1 protein-coding gene is annotated in these 611 nt (G+C 44.4%); it reads left to right on the forward strand.

From position 1 onward, the window contains the following. The coding region (locus tag AC1DUA_RS39980; RefSeq protein ID WP_477504925.1) for an extracellular solute-binding protein at positions 1–611 on the forward strand (611 nt) is incomplete at both ends.

A 611-nucleotide genomic window follows, 5' to 3' on the forward strand; every position in this document is an offset into this window, starting at 1 on the left:
ATCCTGATATTTTCATGTCAGGGGATCTTACGAAAGAAGAGCAGCTGCTCTAMGGTCAACAAGGCGTTCTGCTGCCTCTTAATAAGCTGATCGATCAATATGCTCCTAATATTAAAAAGGCCTTCAAAGATATTTCTTATCTGGAAAAAGCGATTACGGCGCCGGATGGCAACATCTATGCGATTCCTTCGGTGAATGAATGCTATCACTGCCAATTTTCCGCCAAGATGTGGGTGAACTCGAAATGGCTGCAAAAGCTGGGTCTGAGCGCGCCGAAGACGACGGACGATTTCTACAACATGCTGAAGGCGTTTAAGGAAAAAGATCCGAACGGCAATGGCAAAGCCGATGAAATTGCGTTCACGGGTTCGCCAACAGGTTGGCACACGGATATTGAAACCTTCGTCATGAACGCGTTCGTTTATTTCAATGCCGATAATAACTATTTCGTGTTAAATGGCGGTAAGCTGGGAACGTCTGTTGACCAACCAGGCTTCAAAAAAGGGCTGCAATATTTGAATAAATTGTATGCGGAAGGTTTGATTGATAAGGAAGCATTTACACAGAAATCGGATGCGCTTTCACAAAAAGGGAATAGCCCTGATATAGCC

It is taken from the genome of Paenibacillus sp. 01T422, assembly GCF_056398785.1.